At 66.9% G+C, this 19,694-nt stretch carries 14 protein-coding genes; 10 read left to right on the top strand and 4 right to left on the bottom strand.

Annotation, left to right across the window (positions count from 1 at the left end):
• Positions 1–4 precede the first annotated feature (4 nt).
• A complete protein-coding gene (locus DND132_RS08690; protein ID WP_050813965.1) occupies positions 5–712 on the top strand; it encodes a LytS/YhcK type 5TM receptor domain-containing protein in 708 nt (235 codons plus the stop codon).
• A gap of 113 nt (positions 713–825) precedes the next feature.
• Here DND132_RS08690 and DND132_RS08685 read toward each other — a convergent pair whose 3' ends face one another.
• The 3 genes from DND132_RS08685 to DND132_RS08675 form a co-directional block, all read right to left on the bottom strand.
• A complete protein-coding gene (locus DND132_RS08685; protein WP_014322351.1) occupies positions 826–1,626 on the bottom strand; it encodes an MlaA family lipoprotein in 801 nt (266 codons plus the stop codon).
• Complete coding sequence (locus tag DND132_RS08680) at positions 1,623–2,897, bottom strand: alpha/beta fold hydrolase (RefSeq protein ID WP_014322350.1); 1,275 nt, start codon at positions 2,895–2,897, stop codon at positions 1,623–1,625. The genes DND132_RS08685 and DND132_RS08680 overlap by 4 nt, the downstream gene beginning before the upstream one ends.
• A 453-nt stretch (positions 2,898–3,350) precedes the next feature.
• Entirely contained in the window at positions 3,351–5,372 is a 2,022-nt protein-coding gene (locus DND132_RS08675; RefSeq protein WP_014322349.1) for a molybdopterin-containing oxidoreductase family protein, read from the bottom strand.
• 230 nt (positions 5,373–5,602) lie between these two features.
• On the opposite strand from DND132_RS08675, the gene DND132_RS08670 reads away from it, so the two are divergent.
• A complete protein-coding gene (locus DND132_RS08670) occupies positions 5,603–8,278 on the top strand; it encodes a cobyric acid synthase (RefSeq protein WP_014322348.1) in 2,676 nt (891 codons plus the stop codon).
• A 13-nt stretch (positions 8,279–8,291) separates the two neighbouring features.
• Here DND132_RS08670 and DND132_RS08665 read toward each other — a convergent pair whose 3' ends face one another.
• A complete protein-coding gene (locus tag DND132_RS08665) occupies positions 8,292–9,962 on the bottom strand; it encodes a sensor domain-containing diguanylate cyclase (protein ID WP_014322347.1) in 1,671 nt (556 codons plus the stop codon).
• Positions 9,963–10,289: 327 nt separating this feature from the next.
• On the opposite strand from DND132_RS08665, the gene DND132_RS08660 reads away from it, so the two are divergent.
• The 8 genes from DND132_RS08660 to DND132_RS08625 all read left to right on the top strand — a co-directional run bounded on the left by DND132_RS08660 (position 10,290) and on the right by DND132_RS08625 (position 19,685).
• A complete protein-coding gene (locus DND132_RS08660; protein WP_014322346.1) occupies positions 10,290–10,946 on the top strand; it encodes a CBS domain-containing protein in 657 nt (218 codons plus the stop codon).
• A 115-nt stretch (positions 10,947–11,061) separates the two neighbouring features.
• Entirely contained in the window at positions 11,062–11,859 is a 798-nt protein-coding gene (locus DND132_RS08655; RefSeq protein ID WP_014322345.1) for an ABC transporter ATP-binding protein, read from the top strand.
• Between the two features lie 112 nt (positions 11,860–11,971).
• The gene (locus tag DND132_RS08650; RefSeq protein ID WP_014322344.1) at positions 11,972–13,885 is read left to right on the top strand and encodes an AMP-binding protein; all 1,914 of its coding nucleotides are present in this window, start codon (positions 11,972–11,974) and stop codon (positions 13,883–13,885) included.
• Positions 13,886–14,773 carry a branched-chain amino acid ABC transporter permease gene (locus DND132_RS08645; RefSeq protein ID WP_014322343.1) on the top strand — a complete coding sequence of 296 codons (888 nt, stop codon included), beginning with the start codon at positions 13,886–13,888 and terminating at the stop codon, positions 14,771–14,773.
• Between the two features lie 2 nt (positions 14,774–14,775).
• Positions 14,776–15,822 (top strand): branched-chain amino acid ABC transporter permease, encoded by a 1,047-nt coding sequence (locus tag DND132_RS08640; protein ID WP_014322342.1) that lies wholly within the window; start codon positions 14,776–14,778, stop codon positions 15,820–15,822.
• A gap of 64 nt (positions 15,823–15,886) precedes the next feature.
• A complete protein-coding gene (locus DND132_RS08635; RefSeq protein ID WP_014322341.1) occupies positions 15,887–17,101 on the top strand; it encodes an ABC transporter substrate-binding protein in 1,215 nt (404 codons plus the stop codon).
• Positions 17,102–17,374: 273 nt separating this feature from the next.
• A complete protein-coding gene (locus DND132_RS08630) occupies positions 17,375–18,175 on the top strand; it encodes an ABC transporter ATP-binding protein (protein WP_014322340.1) in 801 nt (266 codons plus the stop codon).
• Between the two features lie 271 nt (positions 18,176–18,446).
• Positions 18,447–19,685, top strand: a complete 1,239-nt coding sequence (locus tag DND132_RS08625) for a phenylacetate--CoA ligase family protein (protein WP_014322339.1) — start codon at positions 18,447–18,449, stop codon at positions 19,683–19,685.
• Positions 19,686–19,694 lie beyond the last annotated feature (9 nt).

The following is a 19,694-nucleotide window of genomic DNA, read 5'->3' as shown; positions in this document are numbered from 1 at the left end:
CGCGTTGAACACCTATGAAATCATCCTGACCCTGGCCGAGCGCTTCGGGCTCATGGTCGGCGTCGTCTTCCTCTTCCTGACCACCATGCCGGTCCGGCGCATGCACTTCACCAGCGAGAGTTCGCGGCTGCGCACCGTGCTGGTGACCATCCTCTTCGGCCTGCTCGGCATCCTCGGCACCTACACCGGCAAAGCGGTCTTCGACTCCGTGGCCAACCTGCGCGCCATGGTGGTCATCTCCGGCGGTCTGTTCGGCGGGCCGGTGGTCGGCATCGGCGCCGGGCTCATCGCCGGGGTGCACCGCGTGATCTTCGACCTGCACGGCTTCAGCGCCTACCCCTGCGGCCTGGCCACGGCGCTGGAGGGTTTCGCGGCGGGCATGATCGCCTGGAAGTATGGCGAAAAGGCCATGAACTGGCGGATGGCCTCGGCCCTGGCCCTGGCGGGCGAACTCATCCACATGGGGCTGCTTCTGCTCATGTCCAGGCCGTTCTCCGAGGCCTGGGAGCTGGTCAAGCTCATCGCCCCGCCCATGGTCCTGGTCAACGCCTTCGGCGCGGCCCTGTTCGTGGAGGTCATCAACCTGTTCTCCCGCGACCGCGAGCGTCGCGAGTCTCTGCACGCCCAGATCATCCTGGACATCGCCAACATGGCCGTCAGCTACCTCCGCCTGGGGCTGTCGCTGGAGACCGCCGCTGAAACCTCCGCCTAACCGTCCCGCAACCGGTACGAAGGCATTGCAATAGAAAGGGCCCGCTCCACTGGGGAGCGGGCCCTTTCGCGTGGAAAAGTTCCCCGCGGGCAGGACCGGGCGCCGGACCCGGCCTAGCGCCGGATGTCCAGTTCGCGCTTCTTGGTGTAGATGAAGCGGACCATCTCGTACTCGAAGGGCGAGCCCGTGGAGTGGTAGCTGAAGGCGGTGTTGGCGCGGATGTTCAGGCCGCGCAGGACCAGGTCGGTCAGGTCCAGGGGGCTGCTGTCTTCCATGCCCGCGGCCTGATAGATCATGTCCACCTCCACGTACAGGATCAGGATGTCCCCGCCGAAGCCGACCGCGTCGCGCACGTTGGACGGACCCATGATCGGCATGACGAAATACGGCCCCGAGCCCAGTCCCCAGTAGCCCAGGGTCTGGCCCACGTCCTCGCGCTGGCGCGGCAGGCTCTTGTTGCGCGAGGCCAGGTCGCGCACGCCGAGCAGGCCGAAGCTCGAGTTGATCAGGAAGCGCACGAAGGAGATGGCCGCCTTTTTCATGCGTCCCTGGAGCACGCTGTTGAAGGCCGTGGGCATCTCGTTCAGGTTGTTGTAGAAATTGCGTATTCCGGTGCGAATGGGCTCGGGGATGAAGACCTTGTACAGGGTGGCCGCCGGGTACATGACGTACTTGTCCAGGCTGGCGTTGATCTCGTACAAGTTGCGGTTCATGGGCTCCCAGGGGTCGTCCACGTCCAGGAAGCGCAGGGAGGGCGAGTCGGCCTCGGGCCAGTGGTGCACCGTGGTTTTGAATCCGGTGGGCGCGAGCCCGGCCTGCGGGTCGGTTACGTCCGTCACCTTGGGCCCGCACCCGGCCGTCAGGAGCAGGACCAGCATGACCGGCAGGAGGAATATGCCCGCGCGCGCGTTCACAGCCGCACCATGTCCTTCAGCGCCCGGACGAAGGCCGGGTGCATCATGTTCCCGCAGTGCCCGCCGTGCTCGAAGAGCATGGACCGGCCGCCGGGGAAGACCGTTTCCAGGAATTGTTCGTCCCCGTGGCTCAGGATGACGTCGTCCCTGGTGCCCACCACCACGACCTTGGTCGTCTTTTCGAGCCACCCCCGGATGGACTCCAGGGTGGACCGCCGGATGACTTCGTCCCGCGTGACGGTCGGGTCCTCGTAGCGCAGGTAGGGCAGCAGGAATTCGTCCAGGTACTGCTCGAAGGAGACGTCGAAGGCCTGCCGGGCATAGGGCAGAAGGGGGCTGGCCGTCTTGAGCGGGTAGTGGCTCGGCGGCACCAGGTACTCGGCCTGTAGGCAGACGTCCGAGCTGAAGATCATGGACGCGGACGAGACCCGGAAGGCGGCCCCGATGAGCGTCTTGAAGTCGCGCTCGGTCAGCCCGATGTCGGTGATCATGTCGTACAGGAAGTCGTCGTCCAGGTCGGTCACGTCCGCATGCAGGTAGTAGTCCGAGAAGCGGTCGATGAACCCCTCGATCTCGTGGTGCACCGTGGTCCGGCCCAGGTTCTCCCTGGTCACCCAGGAGTCCAGCCGCGTCACCGAGCGGTACAGGGAGACCGGCGGGTTGATCAGAAGCACGTGCCGGAAGTCGAACTCGTGGGTCTCGGCGTCCCGTTTGGCCAGAAAGGCCGCGTGCAGCCCGCCCAGGCTGTACCCGGCCACGCTGTACCCGGTGATCTCGCACTCCTTGGCCAGCTCCTCCCGAATCCAGCCCATGACCCGGTCCAGGTCGTCCACGTCATAGGGCACGTATCCCGCCACCCCGTGCTGCGAGGCGCTGACGACGAAGTTCATGTGCGTGGGCGAGGACAGGGCGACCACGTGGTACCCGGCCTCGTGGAAGACCTGGGTCAGGAAGGACATCTTGCCCGAGTTGTGCTCCGCGCCCGTGCCCGCGATGACGAACATGAGCGGGGCCGCGTGCTTCTGCAACGCCGTGGTGAAGAACAGGTCCCGGCTGTACGAAAAGACCTCGGGCACCTGCCGCCCTTCGATGCGGAAGGCCCGCACGTCCGGCAACACCGGGTCCGCGAACTGGTAGCGCACCTTGGCGGGCGTGCCCAGGACCGTGGCCCGGTATGGGTCCGTGAAGGGATACGGCGGCTCCTCCCCGGCCGTGGCCACGGGCGGCAGGAGCATGAGGAAGAGGAGGATGTAGGCGCAGATCGTTCGCATGCGGTCACCGATGCCCGGCGCACAGGCCCGGCAATGCAGCCTATTAGCCCGCCCCACCGGGAAAAGCAACGCTTCCCCCAATACCCGGAGTACCGGCCGAAGGGGCGCCTCCGGCGACCGGGGGAAGGGGAGAGGGGGACCCTTTGAGAAAAGGGTCCCCCTCTCCCCTTCCCCCGGACCCCCATCCCCTCTCCCCTCCTAAACTTTTTGTGTCGCTTCGCGGGGAAGTTCGCGAGGCCCACAGCTTTCCTCGTCCTGGAGCGATTCGGGTGGCGCAGCCACCCGACAGCGGCTCTCTCTTCAGCCGCCAAAGCGTCCTCGGGATAGGCTTTCGAGAGTGGTGCAGCTTTGCATTTTCTTCCAGGGGGCTTTCACCGCAGCGTAGCCGTCTACGTGAGGATGAAAGCCCCCTGGAAAAAATGTGCAGATGCGCCGCTCTCGGAAGCCGCCCCCCTAGCCGACAGGCTCCACTTGGACCTTATTGCAGTGGAAGGCGCAGGTGTTGCCCATATCGGTCAGGCGTTGGCTGGTCAGCTGGTTGGAGCCCTGGCCGGGGGTGCCGTCCACCCGGTGCAGCCCTTCGGCCACAAGCAGCTCGGGCCGGGTGTCCTCGGTGATCTCGGCCCGGGCGGTGTTCCGGCCTCGGGCGTTGAACACGCGCACGGTCATGCCCTGGGTGATGCCCCGCGCGGCGGCGGTTGCGGGGTGGATGAGCACCTTGGGGCCGCCGATGCGTTCGCGCAGGGTCTCGATCTCGTTAAAGGCGGAGTTGAGCAGCATGGGGTGGGGCGGGGTGATGTATTCGAGGGGGTATTCCTCGCCGCCCTCGGGGTCGCGCACGGGCGTGCCGTCGGGCAGGGGATCGAGCCCCTGGTCGGCCATGGATTGGGAGAAGCACTCGACCTTGCCGGACGGGGTGTCGAAGCCGCCGGCAAAGGGGTTGGCCGGGATGTTCAGGCGCACGGGCTCGCCCCGGCGCAGGGCGTCGAGGTCCACGCCGTCGAGATAGGGCGAGTCGGCCTCGTCCAGGATGCGCTCGATGCACTGGGCTTCGCTCAGGGAGAAGACCTCCTCGGTGAAGCCGAGGCGGCGGGCTAGGTCCTGGAAGATGTCCAGGGTGGACCGGCTGTCGCCCACCGGGTCGATGACGGGCCGGGCGATCTGGACGTGGTTGTGGCCGTAGGAGCGGTAGATGTCGCCCACCTCGAGGAAGCTCGCGCCGGGCAGGATGATGTCCGCGAACCGGGCGGTGTCGGTCATGTACAGCTCGTGGACCACGGTGAACAGGTCCTCGCGGGCCAGCCCGGCCATGACCTGGGCCGACTGCGGGGCCACTGCCGCCGGGTTGGACAGGTAGTTGTAGAGGAGCATGACCGGCGGGTCGGCGAGCTCGGTCAGGGCGCGGCCCAGGTGGACCATGTTCACGGTGCGCGTGCCCGCCGGGCGCAGGTCCTCGCGGATGAGGGACGGGGCCTTGCCGGGCGCGCCGCCCAGGGACCGGGTGATGCCGCCGCCGGGTTTGCCGAAGGCGTTGACCAGGGCCGGGAGCAGGGAGATGGTCCGCATGGCCATGCCGCCCGCCAGCTGCCGGGCCGGTCCCCAGCCCGTGCGGATGTAGGGGGCGCGGGCGCGGCCGTAGGCGCGGGCGAAGGCGACGATGTCCGGCTCGGCCAGGTCGCAGATTTCGGCGGCCCGGGCGGGCGGCCAGTCCAGGACGCGTTCCTTGAGCCGGTCGAAGCCGATGGTTTGCGCCGCGATGAACTCGTGGTCCACGAGGTCCTCGGTGACGAGCACGTGCATGACGGCCAGGGCCAGGGCCGCGTCCGTGCCGGGCCGGAGCATGAGGTGCGCGTCCGCCTCGCGGGCCGTGGCGTTGCGGTAGGGGTCGATGACGATGATCCTCGCGCCGTTTTTGCGGGCCTTGAGGAAGTGCGGCCAGGCGTGGACGTTGGTCACCAGGGTGTTGTTGCCCCAGATGACGACAAGGTCGGACTGCGCCGCCTCCTGGATCTCGGTGCTCGGGCCCTTGCCCAGGGTGGCCTTGAAGCCCGCCGTGGCCGCCGGGCCGCAGATGGTCGCGTCCAGGCGGCTGGCCCCGAGCTTGTTGAACAGGGCGTGGCCCGCGTACCGGTGGACCATGCCCATGTGCCCGGCGTAGGTGTAGGGCAGTATGGCCTCGGGCCCGTAGGCGTCGGCCACCCGCCGGATGTTGGCGGCCACCTCGTCCAGGGCCTCGTCCCAGGAGATGGGCGCGAAGGCGCCGCTGCCCTTGGGCCCGGTGCGTTTGAGCGGCGTGGTCAGCCGGGCCGCGCCGTGCACGTGCTCCGGGAACCGCGCCCCTTTCCCGCAGAGGAACCCCCGGGTGTAGGGATGGTCCGGGTCGCCCTTGACCGAGGTTATCCTGCCGTTCTCCACCTTGACCAGCAGGCCGCAGGTGTCGGGACAGTCCTTGGTGCAGACCGCGCGTTTCCACATGATGCTATCCGCCTTGGCATTGAAGATGTCTTGAAATGCGCCCCGCCGGACAAAGGCGACGGAGCGCCCGCGAAGGGTCGCACAAACCAGGAATGATTGCCAGGGGGAATATGGACGGGGCGGGACGAACGCGCCGCTGCCCTTTGCAAGTGGACACCCGCCCGCTTTGCGCGTATTCCGATGAAAAGTCTTGAATTTCTCTACAGTTGACCGGCGGATAGCGGATTTTTATGGATAAGCAGAATCTTTTCGCGGGGATACCCGAGGTGCTGGACGAGCGGAGATTCGTCCATGGAGGGAACCGGCGGCGCATGGCCGAGACGGCCGGGTGCGCGCCGGACGAGATCCTCGATTTTTCGGCCAACGTGAACCCGCTGGGGCCGCCGAAGTGGCTCGGGCAGGTGGTCGGCCAGGCCCTGCAGGGGGTGGACGCCTACCCGGACTCGGACTGCACCGGGCTGGTCATGGCCGCCGCCGAGCGCTACAAGGTCTGGCCCTCCCAGGTGGTCGCTGGCAACGGCGCGTCCGAACTGCTCTTCGCCATCGCCGGGCTCAGGGGGTTCCGCCAGGCGGTGGTCCCCGCGCCGACCTACGTGGACTACGCCAGGGGGTGCGGCGCCCACCGGCTGCCCGTGGTCGAGCCGCCCCTGAACGACGACTTCACCGTGAATTTTCCGGCCATGGGGCCGCTCCTGGCCACGCCCTCCCTGGTCTTCCTGTGCTCGCCCAACAACCCCACGGGCACCATGGTCCCGGCCAACGACCTGCGCGAGGTGGCGGCCATGTTCCCCCAGTCCACCTTCGTGGTGGACGAGTCCTTTGCCGAATTTCTGCCCGAGGACGCGGACCGGCTGACCCGCGACCGGCCGTCCAACGTCATCACCGTCCTCTCCCTGACCAAGACCTACGCCATTCCGGGCCTGCGGCTGGGGCTGGCCTTCGCCGACCCGGACGTGATCCCGCGCATCCGCCGGAACATGCCCGCCTGGTCCGTCAACGCCCTGGCCCAGAAGGTCGGGGAGCGCTGCCTGAAGGACGCCCTCTACCTGGCCGAGACCCGCGAGCAGACCCGGCTTCTGCGCGAGTCCCTGGCCTCGGGGCTCAGGCAGGTGCCGGGGATCAGGGTCCTGCCGTCGGCGGCCAACTATCTTCTCTGCCGGGTGGAACGGGTGGGGCGGGACGCGGTTTCGCTGTGGGAGCGGCTGCTCCGGGAGCACCGCATCGGCATCCGGCTGTGCGGCAACTACACCGGCCTGGACGACCGCTGGTTCCGGGTGGCCGTGCGCAACCGCGAGGACAACGAGACCCTGATCCGGGCCATGGAGGCGGTGGCGGGCACGGCGCGCGGCCCTGTGGTCCGGCGCGTCCGCCGCACCCCGGCCCTGATGATCCAGGGGACCAGCTCCAACGCGGGCAAGTCCGTGCTGGCGGCGGCCTTCTGCCGCATCCTGCTCCAGGACGGCTTCGACGTGGCCCCGTTCAAGGCCCAGAACATGTCGCTCAATTCCTACGTCACGGACCAGGGCGGGGAGATGGGCCGCGCCCAGGTGACCCAGGCCATGGCCTGCCGCCTGAACCCGGACGTGCGCATGAACCCGGTTCTGCTCAAGCCCGGCTCGGACACCGGCTCCCAGGTCATCGTCATGGGGCGGCCCGTGGGCAACATGAGCGTGCGTGAGTACGTGGAGTACAAGCCGCGCGCCTTCGACGCGGTCAAGGCGGCCTACGACTCCCTGGCCAACGAGCACGAGGTCCTGGTCCTGGAGGGGGCGGGCAGCCCGGCCGAGGTCAACCTCAAGCACCACGACATCGTCAACATGGCCATGGCCGAGTACGCGGGCGCACGGGTGCTCCTGACCGGCGACATCGACCGGGGCGGGGTCTTCGCCTCCATCGTCGGGACCATGAGTCTGCTCACGCCGAAAGAGCGCTCCCTGGTGGAGGGCTACGTCATCAACCGCTTCCGGGGCGACGCCTCGCTCCTCGACCCGGCCTTCGGCCAGATGTTCGAGCGCACGGGCAAGCCGGTCCTGGGCACGGTGCCGTACATCCACGGGCTCGGCCTGCCCGAGGAGGACTCGGTCTCGTTCAAGGAGGGGTTCCGGCCCGAGGGCGACAAGCTGCCCGAGGCCGACTGCGTGGACGTGGTGGTCCTGGACCTGCCGCGCATCTCGAATTTCAACGACATCGACCCGCTGTACCGCGAGCCGGACGTGCGCGTCCGCGTGGTGGCCGACGCCCGCGACGTGGGCGCGCCCGACGCGGTGATCATCCCCGGCTCCAAGTCCACGGTGCCGGACATGCGCGCCCTCAAGGGCACGGGCATGGCCGCGGTCCTGCGCGGGCTGGCCGAGGGCCGGACCCGCATCGTGGGCATCTGCGGCGGGTTCCAGATGCTCGGCCGCATCGTGGACGACCCCTACGGCCTGGAGTCCGAGACCACCCGGGTGGAGGGCTTCGACCTGCTGCCGGTCCAGACCACCCTGGCCCCGGAAAAGACCCTGACCCGGACCTTCGGCACGCACTCGGCCTCGGGGCTCGCCGTGCACGGCTACGAGATCCACCACGGCCGCACCGAACCCCTGTCCGGGGAGCTGCGCACGGCCCTGCGCGACAACGCGGGCGAGCCGCTGGGCTACATGCGCCCGGACGGGCGGGTGCTCGGCACCTACCTGCACGGGCTGTTCGACGCGGACGGGTTCCGCCGCTGGTTCATCGACCAGCTGCGCATGGACAAGGGGCTCTCGCCCCTGGAGACGGTCCAGACCGTCTTCGGCCTGGAGGACGCCCTGGACAACCTGGCCTCCGTGGTCCGCGAGGCCGTGGACATGGACGCGGTCTACCGGGCCCTGGGGCTGTCGGGCTGCTGCGCCCAGGCCCCGCTCTTCCGGCGCATGGGCGGCTGACCCGGCCGGGGCGTCAGGCGTCGGCGCAGCGCGACGAGTCGGCCATGGTGCAGGTGCTCTTGCCCATGTGCTTGGAGGCGTACATGGCCTGGTCCGCCTTCTGGACCAGGAGCTCGGCGGACGCGCCGTTCTCGGGATACACGGACACGCCCACGCTGGCGCTGATGGTCGCCGTGCCCGTCTTGAGGACGATGGGCGCGCGCAGGGCGGAGACGAGCTTTTCGCCCACCAGGGCCGCGTCCCCCAGGTTGGTCACCTCGTTCAGCATGACCACGAACTCGTCGCCGCCCAGCCGGGCCACGGTGTCGGACTTGCGCACCGAGCCGGTCAGCAGCTTCCCCACCCGCCTGAGCAGTTCGTCCCCCGCCGCGTGCCCCATGGTGTCGTTGACCACCTTGAACCCGTCCAGGTCGATGTAGAGCAGGGCCAGCCTGCGGTCGTACCGGACGGACAGGGCCAGGGAGGCCTCCAGCCGGTCGAAGAAGAGCTTGCGGTTGGGCAGCCCGGTCAGGGCGTCGAACATGGCCGCGGCCAGGAGCTGTTCCTGGAAGAGCCGCCGCCGGGACAGGGCCAGGGAGAGGTGCCACGCGCCGAAGGCGAAGAGCGCCAGGAGCAGGCCCCCGCCGAGGAGCAGCTTGAACAGCAGGGTCCGGGCGTGGCGGTCCAGGGTCGCGGCCGGGACCTGGGAGACGAGCATCCAGAAATAGGCCGGTTCCGCGCCTTGCGCCCCGTCCTGCGCGGCGCCGTGCAGCCGGGAACTGAAGGCCTGCATCTCGGCCATGGGGCGGACCGTGGCGAAGGTGAACAACCCGTTGTCCGTGCGGAACTGTCCGCGCTCCAGGTCGAGCATTTGCCGCCACTCGTCGGGCCGTTCCGTGGCGAAGCGGAGGTCCTCCGTCTCCGGGGCCGTGAACCCCCATTCCCTGGTCTCGTCCGGGGCCAGGAGCCAGTAGCCCCGGCCGTTGAGGAGCATGGTCAGCCCCTCGGCCGAACTGCCCGTGCGCAGGATGCGGTCCAGCAGGGTCCGGGCGTTGTAGTTGATCAGGATGATGCCGCGCTTGCGGCCCGCGGCGTCGAAGACCGGGGTGCCGATGCGCAGCATGGGCCGGACCGGCTGCTCCACCAGCCCGTCCTCGACGTTCAGGTCCATGGGCGAAAGATAGATGCCGCCCTTGTCCAGCCCCAGGCATTGCCTGAAGTAGTAGCGGTCGCTCCTGTCCCGCAGGCCGCTTTCGGGCACGGCCGAGGTCCGGCCGTTGCGGCTGTTGACCCGGACCCGCTCCAGGCCGTCGGCGTCCAGGTAGCGGACCTGGTCATAGTCCTCGCGGCTGTCGGCCAGCTCCAGGTATTCCCGCTCCATGGCCCTGGCCGCCTGCGCGTCGCCGCCGTCCAGGAGCCGGATGAGTTCGTTCTGCCGGGACAGGAACAGGACGTCGGCCACGATGTGGTCCAGCTCGCGGGCGATGGTCGTTTCCTGCAATGTCAGGGAGGTGCTTTCCGTGGTCCGAAGCCCGCCGAGATAGTTGCCGTTCTCGATTAAGTGGATGACGGCCCCGCCGCCGGTGAGCAGAACCCCGATGATCAGGAGCAGGACGATGAATATGCGGATGGCCCCGAGGAGGATCCTGGGGTCGTCCTCGGGCAGCCTGCCGATGAGGTTCGGGTAGTGCATCTTGAAAAACATGTTCCGGTTCCCCCTGGCGCGATCGTGGTTTCCCCTTTATGAAATGTGCCCTGAAAATCAGGAAAGTCAAGCGTCGGGGGGATGTTGACCTACGGGTGGATGGTTGGCGGCGGGTTTCCCGGCCTGGCGACGTGCGGGAAAACGCCGTCCAAACAAGCGTTTGAGTATTGACTTGTCGTTTGAAAACGGGTTTGCAGGGTATTCCTGGGCAAACTGCGCCGCTCACGGTTTGAATTGCGCCGTTCAATGAAAACGTGTATCGAACCGGGACGAATCCATGCCATTTACGCAACACAGAGCACGTGGTGCACTGCCAAGGAGGAATACATGTACGTCGGACTGAAAATGCTGCGCGACTTCGTCAAGGTCACCCCCCAGACGCTGGTCAAGGACGCCCAGAAACAGCTTGAGGACAACAAGCTCTGGATGCTCCTGGTGGTGGACGACGCGGGCAAGCTGGTCGGCTACGTGCGTAAGGAGGATATCTCGGCGGCCCTGCCCAGCATCATGACGTCCCTGGAGAAACACGAGATCAGCTACCTGATGAGCAAGCTCACGGTGGAGAAGATCTTCCGCACGGACATCAAGACCGTGGCCCCGGAGACCGAGATCGAGGGCGCGGCCGACATGATGTACGAGATGAACCTGGCCGGGCTGGCCGTGGTCGATTCCGACGGCGAGCTCATCGGCTACATCAACCGCAACGTCATGCTCGACGTGCTGGCCGAGGAGATGGGCTACCGCGAGGGCGGCAGCCGCCTGACGCTTGAGGTGGAGGACCGTTCCGGCGTGCTCTACGAGATCGCCGGGGTCATCGCCAACATGAAGATCTCGATCATCTCCACCGGCACCTTCTTTTACAACGGACGCCGCATCGTGGTCGTCCGAATAGATACCGAAGACCCGTCCACGGTCGCAGCCGCGCTCGAGGACCGGGGCTACAAACTGGTCACTCCCGAGGATTTCGAGGAGGAGTGGACCTAGGGGCTCCAAGGGCCATCCGACAGCATATGGACCCGGGCGGTGTTTCGGCATTCACCGACGGGCCGTGCGGACGTCGTTTGGGACCAGGGGGTTCCGAGACCATAATGGAACGATTATGGCCTATCTCGACGTCCGCGACGTTACGCTCACCTTCAAGGGCATCGCCGCGCTCATGGGCGTGTCCTTCTCCGTGGAACAGGGGACCATCGCGTCCCTGATCGGCCCCAACGGGGCCGGCAAAACCTCCATGCTCAACTGCATCAGCGGCCGCTACACCCCGGACGGGGGCGCGCGCGGCGCATGTTCCATCTCACTGGACGGCGAATGTCTGCTCTCCCTGCCCGCGCACAAGCGCACGGAGCTGGGACTGTCCAGGACATTCCAGAACATCGCCCTGTTCAAGGGCCTGTCCGTCCTCGACAACCTCATGGTCGGGCGGCACGGCCGCATCGACTACGGGTTGCTATCCGCCATCCTCCGCTTCGGCCGGACCGTGCGCCTGGAGCGCCGCCACCGGCGCCGGGTGGAGGACGTCATCGACTTCCTGAACCTATCCCCCTACCGCCACCAGCACGCCGGGCGACTACCCTACGGCGTGCGCAAGCGGGTGGAGCTCGGCCGGGCGCTGGCCGCCGAGCCCAAGCTCATCCTCCTGGACGAGCCCATGGCGGGCATGAACCTCGAAGAGACCGAGGACATGGCCCGATATATCCTGGACATAGCCGAGGAGTGGGGCGTCACCGTCCTGCTGGTCGAGCACGACATGGGCGTTGTCATGGACATCTCCCACAAGGTCGTGGTCATCGACTTCGGTTCCAAGATCGCCGAGGGCACCCCGGACGAGGTGCAGGCGAACCCGGACGTCATCAGGGCCTACCTGGGCACCGAGGACGCCGCGTTCATGGGAAGGTAGCCCGCGCAGGCCCCGAGCGGGGCGCGCGAGGCGACTGCGGGGGGGACCGGGGATCGGTCCCGCCGGACACGTTGGGAAGGCCCGGCCGAACGCCGGGAAACGAGGACGTTGCATGGCCAAACCGTATATGACCACGCTGCCGAGACTGCTCGTCCGGCAGGCCGGGGACCGGCCCGGCAGGACCGCCCTGCGCGAAAAGGAGTGGGGCGTCTGGCAGGCCGTTTCCTGGGAGGACTCCCTGCGCATCACCGCCGAGTTCGCCTGTGGCCTTGAGGGCCTGGGCATCGGCCGGGGCGACATCGTCATCCTCATCGGCAACAACCGGCCCGAGTGGATCTGGGCCGAGCTGGCCGTCCAGGGGCTGGGCGGCATGGCGCTCGGCCTGTACCAGGACTCCCCGGCCGAGGAGATCGAGTACGTCTTCGCCCTGACCGAGTGCCGCCTGGTGGTGGCCGAGGACCAGGAGCAGGTGGACAAGGTCCGCGCCATCCGGCGGCGGCTGCCCGAACTGGCGAACATCGTCTATCACGACCCCAAGGGGCTCAAGCCCTACGAGGCGCGGGTGCCGGGGCTGCGGAGCTTCAACGCCGTGCGCCGCCTGGGCCGCGAGCGGGGCGGGGACTGCACGGCCAGGTTCAAGGAGGCCGCCCGGGCCACCAAGCCCGGCGATCCCTGCCTCATCGCCACCACCTCGGGCACCACGGGCCGCCCCAAGCTGGCCGTGCTGTCGCACAAAAATCTCCTGTCCATGGCCCACAACCTGGGCAAGTACGACCCCAAGTCGGCCTCGGACGAGTTCGTCTCCTTCCTGCCCCTGGCCTGGATGGGCGAGCAGATGATGGCCGTGGCCTCGGCCCTGCTCTTCGGTTTCTGCGTCAACTTCCCGGAGACCCCGGACACGGCCTCTGCCGATTCGCGCGAGATCGGCCCGCACTTCATCTTCTCCCCGCCGCGCGTGTACGAGTCCATTGCGGCCAAGGTGGCTGGCGACATCATGGAGACCACCCCGCTCAAGCGCTGGCTGTACAACCGCTGCCTGCCCGTGGGCTACGAGTTTGTTGACGCGGTCTTCGCGGGCGGGACCCCGTCGCCCTGGCTCAGGTTCAAGTACCGCCTGGCCGACCAGGGGCTGTTCCGCGCCCTGCGCGACCGGCTGGGCTTCTCGCGCCTGCGCAGCGCCACCACGGGCGGGGCCGCGCTGGGGCCGGACGTGTTCCGCTTCTTCCACGCCATGGGCGTGAACCTCAAGCAGATCTACGGCCAGACCGAGATCGCGGGCATCTCCTGCATCCACAAGGAGGGCGAGGTGGACTTTACCTCCGTGGGCTCACCCATCCCCGAGACCGAGGTGCGCATCTCCGAGACGGGCGAAATCCTGTCCCGGTCGCCCGCCGTCTTCCTGGGCTACTACCGCAACGAGGCGGCCACCCGCGAGACCCTGACCGAGGACGGCTGGCTGCTCTCGGGCGACGCGGGCTACTTCGACGACAACGGGCGGCTGGTGGTCATCGACCGGTTGAAGGACGTCATGCACCTTGCGGACGGCACCCGGTTCTCGCCCCAGTTCCTGGAGAACAAGATCAAGTTCTCGCCGTTCCTGCGCGAGTCCGTGGTCCTGGGCGACGGCCGGGACTTCGTGGCCGCCATCCTGTGCATCGACATGCCCATCGTGGGCCACTGGGCCGAGTCCAAGATGATCACCTACACCACCTACCAGGACCTGGCCGCCAAGGACGAGGTCTACGCGCTCATCCGGGAGGAGGTGGCCAGGACCAACGCGACCCTGCCCGAGGAGACGCGCATCCGCCGGTTCTGCCTGCTCTACAAGGAGCTGGACCCGGACGACAACGAGCTGACCCGCACGCGCAAGGTCCGGCGCGGGACCATCAACGAGCGCTACGGCGCGCTCATCGAGGCGCTCTACACCGACGCCTGCGCGCTCGGCCTCGAAACCGAGATCACCTACCAGGACGGCCGCGTCCGCCGGATGTGCGGCGACATCCGCATTCAGGACATGGAGGGCTAAGTGGAATACTACCTGCAACTCATCGTCAACGGCCTGGTGGTCGGCTCCATCTACTCCCTGGTGGCGCTCGGCTTCGTGGTCATCTACAAGGCCACCAAGGTGGTCAACTTCGCCCAGGGCGAGCTGGTCATGGTCGGGGCCTACGTCTGCTTCGCCCTGACGGTCCAGTTCCACATCCCGTTCATCTGGGCCTTCCTCATCACCCTGGTCTTCTCGGTCCTGCTCGGCCTGGCCATCGAGCGCATGGTGCTCAGGCCGCTCATCGGCGAGGAGCACATCTCGGTCATCATGGTCACCATCGGCATGAGCTCGGTGCTCAAGTCCCTGGTCCAGCTCTTCTGGGGCACGCAGATCCGGGTCTACCCCCAGGTCCTGCCCACCGAGCCGGTCATGATCGCCGGGCTGCCCGTGGCCCCGGTGTACATCGCGGCCTTCATCCTGTCCGCCGTGCTCTTCGCCGTGTTCTCCGCCTTCTTCAAGTACTCGCGCACGGGCGTGGCCATGCGGGCCACGGCCTTCGACCAGCAGGCCGCGCAGTCCATGGGTATCGGCATCAAGAACATCTTCGCCATGAGCTGGTGCATCGCCTGCATCGTCTCGGCCGTGGGCGGGGTCATCCTGGGCAACATCAACGGCATCAACGCCCACATCGGCCACCTGGGGCTCAAGGTCTTCCCGGCGGTCATCCTCGGCGGGCTCGACTCCCTGCTCGGCGCGGCTCTGGGCGGCCTGATCATCGGCGTGCTCGAAAACGTCTGCGACGGCGCGGCCCGGCAGTTCCTCGGCCTGGGCGGCTTCCGGGAGGTCGCGGCCTTCATCGTCCTGGTGGTCATCCTGATGATCAAGCCCTACGGCCTGTTCGGCACCAAAGAGATCGAGAGGGTCTAGCCATGCAGGGAAAATGCGGACTCTTCTTCACCACCTACGAGAGCGAGGCCCAGGTCTTCCCGTCCGGGTTCCAGAAGCTCATGGTCGGCCTGTTCCTGGCGGCCCTGTGCGCGGCCCCGTTCGTCCTGAACACGCACCTGACCTCCATCGTCAACCTGATCTTCATCTCGGTCATCGGCGCGGTCTCCCTCAACCTCCTGACCGGCGTGTGCGGCCAGATATCGCTCGGCCACGGCGCGTTCCTCGGCGTGGGGGCCTACGCCGCCGGACAGTGCTCCCTGCACGGCGTGCCGTTCCTTCCGGCCATCCTGACCGGCGGCCTGATAACGGCCCTGGTGGGCATGGTCTTCGGCGTGCCGTCGCTCCGGCTCAAGGGCATCTACCTGGCCATCGCCACCCTGGCCGCCCAACTCGTGCTCGAATACGTCTTCCTGCACGGCGGGGTCCTGACCGGCGGGTCCAACGGGCTGCTCCTGGAGCCGCCTTCCATCCTCGGCTTCTCCTTCGACACCGAGGTGCGCATGTACTTCCTGCTCCTGGCCTTCGCCGCCGGGGCCCTGCTCATGGTCACCAACATCATGCGCAGCAAGTACGGCCGGGCCTTCGTGTCCATCCGCGACTTCTACCTGTCCGCCGAGATCGTGGGCGTGAACCTGTTCCGCTACAAGCTCGCGGCCTTCGGCATCAGCTCGTTCCTGGCGGGCGTGGCGGGCGGGTTGTGGGGCCACTACACCGGCTACATCTCGGCCGAGCAGTTCAATATCGGCCTGTCCATCTCCTACCTGGCCATGATCGTCATCGGCGGCCTGGGCTCGGTGCTCGGCTCGGTCTTCGGGGCCGTGTTCATCGTCCTCCTGCCCGAGATCCTGAACGCGCTGGCCAACGTCCTGGCCGGGTCCTGGCCGGACGTGGCCCAGTACATCGTGGCCCTGCGCGAGGGCGTGTTCGGGCTCACGCTCATCCTGTTCCTGATCTTCGAGCCCGAGGGACTGGCCCACCGCTGGCGGCTGGTCAAGGCGTACTGGAAACTCTACCCGTTCGCCCACTAAGGGCGGCGGTTGGATATAAACGGCGTCCCGACGGGCGCGCAACTTCAACCTCGAGGAGTTCGACATGAGGGTTGGAAACATCATAACCGCAGCCTGCATCCTGCTCCTGGCCGGGTGGATGCTGGCCGGCTGCGGAGGCGGGGACGAGAAACCGGCCGCAACCTCCAAACAGGAGGCCGCGCCCATCCGGGTCGGCGGCCTGGTGGACCTGTCCGGGCCCACCTCGTCCGTGGGCTCGCCCTACGCCGAGGGGCTCAAGGGCGGGATCGAATACGTCAACCGGCAGGGCGGCATCAACGGCCGTCCCCTGGTCTTCGACCTGCAGGACACCGCCTACAAGGTCCAGCAGGGACTGTCCCTGTACAAGAAGATGGTCAACACCGACCACGTGGTCTGCATCCAGGGGTTCGGCTCGGCCGTGACCGAGGCGTTGGTGCGCACCCTGGCCAAGGACAAGGTGCCCAACCTGTCCGCGTCCTATTCGGCCCACCTGACCGATCCCAAGGTGGCCCCGTACAACTTCTTCATCGCCTCGGACTACACCACCCAGCTCCGGGCCGCGCTCAAGTACTTCAAGGACAACTGGACCGATACGCGCCCCCCCAGGGTGGCCTTCATCTACCCCGACCATCCCTACGGCCTGGCCCCCATCGCGGGCGGCAAGGAGTATGCCGCCGAGATCGGCTTCGAGATCGTGGGCGACGCCAACGTGGCCCTCAACGCCATCGACGCCACCACCGAGCTCCTGCCCCTCAAGGAGAAGTCGCCCGACTTCTGCTGGATCGGCGGGACCACGCCGTCCACCTCCGTCATCCTCAAGTCGGCCAAGAACATCGGCATGGAGACCGTGTTCTTCACCGACATCTGGGGCACGGACGAGACCCTGCCCCAGCTGGCGGGCACCGACGCCGAGGGCTCCTACTCCAACCAGGCCGCCGCGGTCTACGGCCAGGACGTGCCGGGCATGAAGGTCATCAGGGAGATCACCGGCGACCAGCCGCAGATGACCCACTACACGCGCGGCTTTGTGTCCGTCCTGGTCATGGCCGAAGGCATGAAGCGGGCCCTGGCCAACGGCGAACTGACCGGCGAGAGCCTCAAGACGTCCCTGGAGACCCTGCGGGAATACGACCCCATGGGCCTGGCCCCGCTCATCTCCTTTTACCCAGACGACCACCGCCCGAACATGGCCGTGTTCCTCTACACCATCAAGGACGGCAAACTGACCTTCGTTAAGGAACAGATCCTCGAACGCCGGGAAGAGTGGCTCGGTCATTAGTTGTGAAAGAGAACCGGGGGAAACCTCTTGAGAGAGGCTTCCCCCGGACCCCCTTCCGGAATTTTTTGGCGCCACCCGCCAGGAAGGGGGCAGGTCATGAAAGTATGACACGGCGGCGTGGAAGGTGCGAACGCGGCAGGCCGACCGCTGCCCGGCAAGCCTCTCGCCGCCTACGATATGAAGGCGTCCGCATAGAGGTCCAGCGGCGCGCCAAAAAGTTTTGGAGATTCCCAAGAACCTTTTTCAAAAGGTTCTTGGGCCGCCGGAGGCATCTTGAACGATATCCTGAGAGTCGAGAACCTGGAAGTGGTGTACAACGACGTGGTCCTGGTCCTGAAGGGCTTGTCCCTGGCCTGTCCCGAGGGGCGGATCACGGCGTTGCTCGGGGCGAACGGCGCGGGCAAGTCAACGACGCTGAAGGCCATTTCGGGCCTGTTGCAGTGCGAGGACGGCGAGGTCACGGACGGGGCGGTGGTCTACCGCGGCCAGCCCATCCAGGGGCTGGTGCCGGAGAAGATCGTGCGCCGGGGCGTGTTCCAGGTCATGGAGGGGCGGCGCATCTTCGAGGACCTGACCGTGGAGGAGAACCTGCGTTGCGGCGCGTTCACCCGGCCCGGTTCGGAGATGGGCGACTCCCTGGCCCTGGTCTACGACTATTTCCCGAGGCTCAAGGAGCGGCGGCGGCAGTTGGCGGGCTACATGTCCGGCGGCGAGCAGCAGATGTGCGCCATCGGCCGGGCGATCATGGCCAAGCCGAGGCTGCTTCTGCTCGACGAGCCGTCGCTGGGGTTGGCCCCGCTTCTGGTGGAGGAAATCTTCGACATCATCAAGCGGTTCAACGAGAAGGAGGGCGTGACCATCCTGCTGGTGGAGCAGAACGCCCGCGCGGCCCTGTCCGTGGCCGAGACCGCCTACATCATGGAGAACGGCCGGGTGGTTATGGACGGCACGGCCAGGGACCTGCTCGACAACCCGGACGTCCAGGAATTCTACCTCGGCATGGGCAGCGCCGGGGACAAGAAGAGCTACCGCGACGTCAAACACTACAGAAGAAGAAAGCGCTGGCTCGGGTAGCGGCTTGGGATAGCGGGCCATCTGCACATTTTCCGAGGGGGGATTTGATCCTCATGTACGGAAGAGTACACTGCGGTCAAATCTCCCCTCGAAAAATGCACAGCTGACCCACTCTTCCAGGCCTTTTCCGGGGGCGGGGGAGGGGAGTGGGAGGAGGATGGTGGAAAAAATGCGGCATCTGTCGTAGGGTTCAGGGCAAAGACAGCGGCAGGATTTTTCACACGCGGCAAGGCGGCGACAATGTTCCAACGGGATTCGGGAGGCACGCAGCATGTACTACACCGAGTATGAGACGGAGCCGCGCGAGAAGCGGATGAAGCGCAAGTGGAAGGGCGTGAAGGACGTGCTCGCGGCGGCCGAGGCCGGGTCTGGCGAGTTCCGGGAGCGGCTGGGGGCGTTGGGAGCGTGCGCGCGCGATTTCAAGGACTGGGACGACTACGCCAAGATTCCGCCCCTGCGCAAGAAGGACCTCATTGAGTGGCAGCGGGAGCACGGCATCGGCTGGTTCCTGAACGGCAGGCCCGGCGAACTGCGGCGCATCTACCAGTCGCCCGGCCCGATCTATGATCCCGAGGGGCGCGAGCCGGACTACTGGGCCTGGTCCGAGGGGTTCTTCGCGGCCGGGTTCCGGCCCGGCGACCTGGCGCAGATGACCTTTTCCTACCACATGACCCCGGCCGGGCTCATGCTGGAGGAGCCGCTCCGGGACATCGGCTGCGCGGTCATCCCGGCCGGTCCGGGCAACACCGAGAAGCAGATCGAGTTCCTGACCGAGCTGCCGGTCAACGCCTTCATCGGCATGGCCAGCTACCTGAAGGTCATCGGCGAGAAGGCCGTGGCCTTGGGGCTCGACCCGCTGGCGGATTTCCATTTGGAAAAGGCCTACGTGGCGGCCGAGCCCCTGCCCGAGAGCCTGCGCCGGGAGGTGCAGGAGATGTTCGGCATCACCGTGCGCCAGGGGTACGGCACGGCGGACGTGGGCTGCATCGCCTACGAGTGCCGCGAACTGGGCGGCATGCACCTGTCCAACTACCGGCACGTGGAGATCTGCGACCCGGCCACCGGGCTGCCCGTGCCCGACGGCGAGGTGGGCGAGGTGGTGGTCACCCCGTTCTTCACCGACTATCCGCTGGTCCGCCTGGCCACGGGCGACCTGTCGTCCATGGACCTGAGCCATTGCGCCTGCGGCCGCACGGCCAGAAAGCTTACCGGATGGAAAGGGCGGGCCGACGACACAACCAAGGTCAAGGGCCAGTTCATCTATCCGGGCCAGGCCGCGACCGTCTTTTCACGATACCCGGCCATTTCAGGCTGGCAAATACGGGTGAAACATGTTAGTGGCAGGGACGTACTCGTGGTTGTGGCGGAAACGGCGCAGCCTTTCGATACGGAAAGCTTCGAGGCCGACTTCCAGGCCACGATGAAACTGCGACCAGTCGTCGAGACCTGCGTCCCCGGCACCCTGCCTGAGAACGCCCCTCGTCTCGTCGATGAAAGGACTTTCGATTAAACCCGGCTG

Origin of the sequence: Pseudodesulfovibrio mercurii, from assembly GCF_000189295.2 — a bacterium.
GTDB classification, from domain to species: domain Bacteria; phylum Desulfobacterota; class Desulfovibrionia; order Desulfovibrionales; family Desulfovibrionaceae; genus Pseudodesulfovibrio; species Pseudodesulfovibrio mercurii.
This window is presented reverse-complemented; position numbering and strand designations above follow the sequence as displayed.